General features: G+C 67.6%; 9 protein-coding genes. 6 read left to right on the top strand and 3 right to left on the bottom strand.

Features of this window, described 5'->3' with window-relative positions:
- A partial coding sequence (gene bioD / locus ACRDUX_RS08130) for an ATP-dependent dethiobiotin synthetase BioD (protein ID WP_526412735.1) occupies nt 1-386 on the top strand: 386 nt, incomplete at its 5' end.
- Nucleotides 387-388: 2 nt separating this feature from the next.
- Nucleotides 389-907, top strand: a complete 519-nt coding sequence (locus tag ACRDUX_RS08125) for a 2'-5' RNA ligase family protein (RefSeq protein ID WP_526412733.1) — start codon at nt 389-391, stop codon at nt 905-907.
- On the opposite strand, the gene ACRDUX_RS08120 is transcribed toward ACRDUX_RS08125, so the two are convergent.
- Entirely contained in the window at nt 860-1,477 is a 618-nt protein-coding gene (locus tag ACRDUX_RS08120; RefSeq protein ID WP_526412731.1) for a TetR/AcrR family transcriptional regulator, read from the bottom strand. The genes ACRDUX_RS08125 and ACRDUX_RS08120 overlap by 48 nt on opposite strands.
- 69 nt (nt 1,478-1,546) lie before the next feature.
- Here ACRDUX_RS08120 and bioB point away from each other — a divergent pair, with 69 nt between their 5' ends.
- Genes bioB through ACRDUX_RS08105 form a run of 3 tightly spaced genes read left to right on the top strand, consistent with a single transcriptional unit; the run spans nt 1,547 to nt 3,481 of the window.
- A complete protein-coding gene (gene bioB, locus ACRDUX_RS08115) occupies nt 1,547-2,545 on the top strand; it encodes a biotin synthase BioB (RefSeq protein ID WP_526412737.1) in 999 nt (332 codons plus the stop codon).
- 2 nt (nt 2,546-2,547) lie between these two features.
- Entirely contained in the window at nt 2,548-2,760 is a 213-nt protein-coding gene (gene bsaP, locus ACRDUX_RS08110; protein WP_526412729.1) for a biotin synthase auxiliary protein BsaP, read from the top strand.
- A gap of 28 nt (nt 2,761-2,788) precedes the next feature.
- Nucleotides 2,789-3,481, top strand: a complete 693-nt coding sequence (locus tag ACRDUX_RS08105; protein ID WP_526412727.1) for a DUF2567 domain-containing protein — start codon at nt 2,789-2,791, stop codon at nt 3,479-3,481.
- Here the strand turns inward: ACRDUX_RS08105 and ACRDUX_RS08100 are convergent.
- Entirely contained in the window at nt 3,414-4,766 is a 1,353-nt protein-coding gene (locus ACRDUX_RS08100) for a lipase family protein (RefSeq protein ID WP_526412725.1), read from the bottom strand. The genes ACRDUX_RS08105 and ACRDUX_RS08100 overlap by 68 nt on opposite strands.
- A 47-nt stretch (nt 4,767-4,813) precedes the next feature.
- Nucleotides 4,814-5,506 (bottom strand): NrtR DNA-binding winged helix domain-containing protein, encoded by a 693-nt coding sequence (locus ACRDUX_RS08095; RefSeq protein ID WP_526412723.1) that lies wholly within the window; start codon nt 5,504-5,506, stop codon nt 4,814-4,816.
- Between the two features lie 48 nt (nt 5,507-5,554).
- Between ACRDUX_RS08095 and ACRDUX_RS08090 the strand changes: the two genes are divergently transcribed.
- The coding region (locus tag ACRDUX_RS08090) for a quinolinate synthase NadA (protein WP_526412721.1) at nt 5,555-6,089 on the top strand (535 nt) is incomplete at its 3' end.

The following is a 6,089-nucleotide window of genomic DNA, read 5'->3' as shown; positions in this document are numbered from 1 at the left end:
CGGTCGACCGTCCCGGCAGGCTCGTCATCGTCGAGGGTGCAGGCGGCCTGCTGGTGGAGATCGGCGCCGACGGGGTGACGCTGCGTGACCTGGCAGCCGACCTCGACGCTGCCGTCCTCGTCGTCGTCCGACCCGGTCTTGGCACCCTGAACCATGCCGCCCTCACGGTGGAATCGCTTGAAGCGCAGGGTATTCCATGTGCGGGTCTGGTGATTGGCGCGTGGCCAGCTGAGCCAGGCGCTGCCGAGCTGTCGAATCGCGAGGCACTCGAGCAGATCGCCAGAGTCCGCGCGGTGCTGCCCGTTGGCTCGGGCCGGTTGACGGCTGAGGCGTTCGCAGAGCTCAGCGCACGGGCATTCGCCGTCGACTGGGTGCAGAGTCTGTAGGCATGGCCCACTCCGTCGAGCTGCTGTTCGACCAGCACACCGAGGCGGTCGTCGTCAGGGACTGGACGGCCCTCGCGGAGGCAGGATTGCCCAGCCAGGCGCGCCACCAGTCACCGACCAACCGCCCGCACGTGACGCTGACCGTGGGGGAACGCATCGACCCGGCCGTCGACGCGGCACTGTGGGAACCCGCCAGGCAGCTTCCACTGGACTGCCTCATCGGTGCGCCGATCGTCTTCGGCCGCAAGACCCTGACCTTGGCTCGCCTCATCGTGCCTGCAGCCGGGCTGCTGCGGTTGCACGAGTCGGTCGATTCGATCTGTGCGCCGTACCTGACGCCGGAGGCCTTTCAGCACGCGCGTCCCGGCCAGTGGACGCCACACGTGACGTTGAGTCGGCGGCTCGCGGCGACCGATCTCGCAGCGGCGCTGGCGGTGATCGCACCAGGCGGCGTCGTCGGCACCTTCGCGGGCTTACGTCGATGGGATGGCGACGCCAGAGTCGACACCCTGATCGCCTGAGAATCGGTGCGCCGACATTCCGTCCACCAACAGACCCAGCCCAAAGGCGAAGCGTGCGTTGGGGTTCGTCGCCATCACGGACTGTTCGTCGGACAGCGCGCCCGCCGCGTCCCACTGCAGGCGCGATTGTTCGTCGGCGGTGAATCCGAGCACGTAGTAGAGCACCGTCCTTGCGGCCAGGTCGGCTTTCGGCGCAACGATGCCAGCCGCGGTCGCAGCGACGGTCAGGCCGCGCAGGATCTCGGTGATGCGATGGGACTTCCCTGCGGAGAAGCTGGCCGAGACGAGCTCAGCGCCGTCGGTGGCCGACAGCAGGGCGTTGCGCAGCGCCGAACAGATCGCGAGGATCCGCTCGTCCCATCGGGCATCGGCCCCCGTCGTCGTCGCAGGCGCGAGGATCCAGTCGGCGACCGCTCCCAGAAGCTCCTGCTTGTCGGCGAAGTGCCAGTAGAGGGCCCCCGGAGTGACGTTGAGTTCGCGGGCGAGTCGCCGCATCGTCAAGTCGGCGATCCCGTAATCGTCGAGGAGCGCGGTGGCCTTCTCGACCACATCGTGTCGGCGCAGTTGCACCCCTGTAGCCTAAACACCGTTCAAGTTCTTAGTGCAGGAGGAGTGCGGGTGACACAGCAGGCCCCAGGAATTGATACCGATGTGTTGGGTCTGGCCCGGGATCAGGTGCTCGAGCGCGGTGAAGGGCTCGACCAGACCCAGATCCTGCAGGTGCTGCAGCTGCCCGACGATCAGCTCGAGGACCTGCTGGCGCTGGCCCACGAGGTCCGGATGAAGTGGTGCGGCCCCGAGGTCGAGGTCGAGGGCATCATCAGCCTCAAGACCGGCGGCTGCCCGGAGGACTGCCACTTCTGCTCCCAGTCGGGGCTCTTCGCGTCGCCGGTCCGCAGCGCCTGGCTCGACATTCCCAGCCTGGTGGAGGCGGCCAAGCAGACCGCCAAGTCCGGTGCCACCGAGTTCTGCATCGTCGCGGCCGTGCGCGGTCCCGACGAACGACTACTAGCGCAGGTCGCGGCTGGCATCGAAGCCATCCGAAACGAGGTCGACATCCAGATCGCCTGCTCGCTGGGCATGCTCACCCAGGAGCAGGTCGACCGCTTGGCGGCGATGGGTGTGCACCGCTACAACCACAACCTCGAGACCGCGAGGTCGTTCTTCACCAACGTCGTGACGACGCACACCTGGGAAGAGCGCTGGGGCACCCTGGAGATGGTGCGCGACGCCGGGATGGAGGTCTGCTGCGGCGGCATCCTCGGCATGGGCGAGACGCTGGAACAGCGCGCCGAGTTCGCCGCCAACCTCGCCGAGCTCAACCCGCACGAGGTGCCGCTGAACTTCCTCAACCCGCGTCCAGGCACACCGTTCGGCGACTTGGAGGTGCTGCCCGCAACGGAGGCGTTGAAGGCAGTCGCCGCCTTCCGGCTCGCATTGCCGCGCACGATGCTCCGGTTCGCCGGCGGTCGCGAGATCACCCTCGGCGACCTCGGTGCCAAGCAGGGGATCCTCGGCGGTGTCAATGCGGTCATCGTCGGCAACTACCTCACCACCCTCGGCCGCCCCGCGGAGGCCGATCTAGAGCTGCTCGATGATCTGCAGATGCCGATCAAGGCGCTGAACGCCTCCATCTAGCAATGCCGACGAAGTTCAACGTCTACACCGGCGAAGCCGAGGGCACCTCCGGTCCCACGGCCGTTCCCGCGGCCGCCCGACTCGGCCTCGAGCCGCCCCGGTTCTGCTCCGACTGCGGACGGAGGATGATCGTTCAGGTGCGTCCCGACGGATGGTCGGCGAAGTGCTCGCGACATGGCGAGTTGGACTCCAAGGACCTGGAGGAGCGGCGATGAGCGCCTGCGCGAAGAGCAGATACTACCGATGAGCACACCCGATCTTCGTCCTGAACACGTTGAGCCACCCCGCCTTTCGCATCTCGGGGCGGCCGTGCGGGTAGTTCTGGGTCTCGCGCTACTCGGCGTGGTCGTCGGCGCGGCGTGGGCGTGGCTGGCGCCGCCGATCCAGATCGTTCTCGCCATGACCAAGAGCGGCGACCGCGTGCGTGGATACGTCGGCGACGAGTCCGACCTCGTCTTCCTCGGCGCGTTCCTGATGACGGGGCTGCTCTTCGTGCTTGCGGTATCCGCTGCCGTGGCCGTCTGGCAGTGGCGACCCCATCGGGGTCCGCTTCTGGTTGGCGCTCTGTCGCTCGGCGCGCTCGCGGCGGCGGGCACCGCAGCGGGCGTCGGCGCGGCCCTGGCGCGCTGGCGTTACGGAGCCGCCGACCTGGCGACGGCGCCCATCTCCCCGGAGCATCGCATCTTCTACACGCACGAGGCGCCCGCGGTGTTCTTCGGCCACACCCCGCTGCAGATCGCCGCCTCGGTAGTCTTCCCGGCGGGGATCGCCGCGCTCGTCTATGCGATCTGCGCGTTGTCGACCAAGCGTGACGACCTCGGCGCATGGCCACCCATCGAGGTGGCCTACGCGATCGCTCCCGTCGGGCCTAGCGATCCAGTTCCGACAACGGCAGGCGATCCACCCGCCGACCCGTCATCACCTTCGCCGAGATGAGCCCCAACCGGAGCATGCCCCGGTAGGTGGACGGGTTCAGCAGGGTCGGCCACTTGGTGCGCGCCCGATTGGTCGTGGGCGGCCGTCCCGCGAACCGGTCGCGCAACCAGCGCAACGTCATTGGCGCGGAAAGCGGATGCAGCAGCAGGTGCTCGCTGAGCATGTCGCGGTGATAGGTGACGTCGGTGCCACCCGCCGAGTAGGTGTCCGCGAGCTCGTCGATGTCCCCGACCGAGATCAGCTCGTCGTGCACCGCTTGGACGATGAGGACCGGGATGCTCGGTGCAGCCGTACCGAGCTTGATGCTGTCGAAGACGTGTTTGACCTCGGGCGTCTGGAGAATGTTCTCCAGTGGTTCGTCGACCAGTTTGCCCATGTCCTTGCGGATCAGCTTGAGTACGGCGTGCGCGGTCGTCATGTGCTGGATGTCGGTCAGCATCGCCTTGCCCTCGACGGTGACGTGCTCGTTGATGACGCGGTCCAGGTCCGGGTAGACGTGTGAGAGGGCCGCAACGACCATCGCGGGCAGCCCGGAGAAGAAGGTGCCGTTGAGCCTGCGGAACGTATGCCCGAGGTCGCCTACCGGGGAACCGAGCACGGCGCCGACGAGCTTGAGTTCCGGCGCGTAGTCCGCATAGACCTCGGTCGCCCACGCGGTGGCGAGGCCGCCGCCGGAGTAGCCCCAGAGGCCAATGGGAGCGTCGGCCGAGAGGTTGAGCGCGTCGTGGTTCAGCGCCGCGCGCAGGCCGTCGAGAACGTGATATCCGGGCTCGTACGGTGCCCCCCAGATGCCTTGGGGCCCTTCATGGTCGGGGATCGACACGGCCCAGCCCTCGGCCAGCGCCGCGGACACCAGGAGGAACTCGAACTGCGCAAGTGCTCCGACGGCCTTGGCCCCGCGGCGCAGCGCGTAGGACGGGAAGCAGCGTCCGGAGACCGCGTCGATCGCGCACTGGTAGGACAGGATCGGGCCCTTGCTGCCGACGGGCCGGTCGGCGGGCACCACGACGGTGGTGACGGCGGCCATCGGGAGACCGTTCAGATCGGCGGAGCGGTACAGCAGCTGGGTGGCCGTCAGCTTTTGGGGCACGCGACCCAGGAAGGCGATCTCAACGTCGCGGGACCGCAGCACGGTGCCTGGCCTGGCGTGTTCGAAACCCGGGGGCGGGACGTGGAACGGGTCGACGTCGGGCAGTACTGGGCGCGTCCTGCGGAGCAACTCCTCGTGGGGTGCTCGTCCTATCCACTCGGCACCGGTCGAGGCGGCTGCACTGCCAGAGTTCATCCCGTCATTGTCTCTTAAGGAATCCTTAAAACCAATTAGGGGTCCCGTTAAGTCGGGGGGCGTAGCGCGGCGAACTCGTCGGTGACGCGGTACTGAGCTTCGGTGAAGCGGTAGAGCGCGGCGGGCCTGCCGCCGCTACGGCCGGACTTCGCCGTGGTGCCGGTGGGTGTGATCACCCCGCGGCGGGCCAGGACGCGCTGAAGGTTGGTGGCGTCCACCTGGTATCCGAGCGCGGCGTCGTACACGTCCTTCAGTGTCGACAGCGCGAATTCCCTTGGTGCCAACCCGAATCCAATGTTGGTGTAGGAAAGTTTGGCGATCAGTCTGGTGTGGGCGTGGGTGATCATCGGCCGATGGTCGAACGCCATCGGGGGCAGCGCGCCCACCGGATGCCAGCGGGTGTCGGGTGGTAGCGCGGGGGTTGCGGGGGAGGGCACCAGGCCGAGGAAGGTCGACGCGATGGTGCGCGGGCCTGGGACGCGGTGCGGGTCGGAGAACACCTCGAGCTGTTCGAGGTGGGTCAGTTCCCGCATGTCGACCTTCTCGGCGAGTTGGCGCCGAACTGAACTCGTCATGTCTTCGTCGTGACGCAGGCGACCGCCGGGCAGTGACCAGGCGCCGCGTTGCGGATCCATGGCGCGCTCCCATAGCAGGACGCTGAGCTGCGGATTCGGAGTTGAGAGCTGCCGAACCTGGAAGACGACGGCCAGCACTTCGTGGGCAGTGCTAATATTGGGCATGTTTTCGATCATAAGTCGAAAACCCCGTCAGGATCAAAGGAGACGGCCATGACGGTGTTGGATCTGACCACGGAGTCACGTGGCGGCTGGGCCGCGCAGATCACGAACGGCCCCGGCGGCTACGACGGCGTGCTCGGGGACGAGGAGTGGGCGGCAGAGGTGCGGCGGCTCGCCAACCTGCGTGGCGCCACGCTTCTGGCGCACAACTACCAGCTGCCTGCGATCCAGGACGTGGCCGATCACGTCGGCGACTCGCTGGCGCTGTCGCGGATCGCGGCCGAGGCATCCGAGGACACCATCGTGTTCTGCGGGGTGCACTTCATGGCCGAGACCGCCAAGATTCTCAGCCCGTCGAAGACCGTGCTGATCCCCGACCAGCGGGCGGGCTGCTCGCTGGCCGATTCGATCACCGCCGACGACCTGCGCGCGTGGAAGGACGAGTTCCCCGACGCCGTCGTCGTGTCCTACGTCAACACCACGGCTGCGGTGAAGGCGCTGACCGACATCTGCTGCACGTCGTCCAACGCCGTGGAAGTCGTCGCCTCCATCCCCGAGGACCGCGAGGTGCTGTTCTGCCCAGACC

This window comes from Mycobacterium sp., assembly GCF_050701675.1.
Lineage (GTDB): Bacteria > Actinomycetota > Actinomycetes > Mycobacteriales > Mycobacteriaceae > Mycobacterium.
This window is presented reverse-complemented; position numbering and strand designations above follow the sequence as displayed.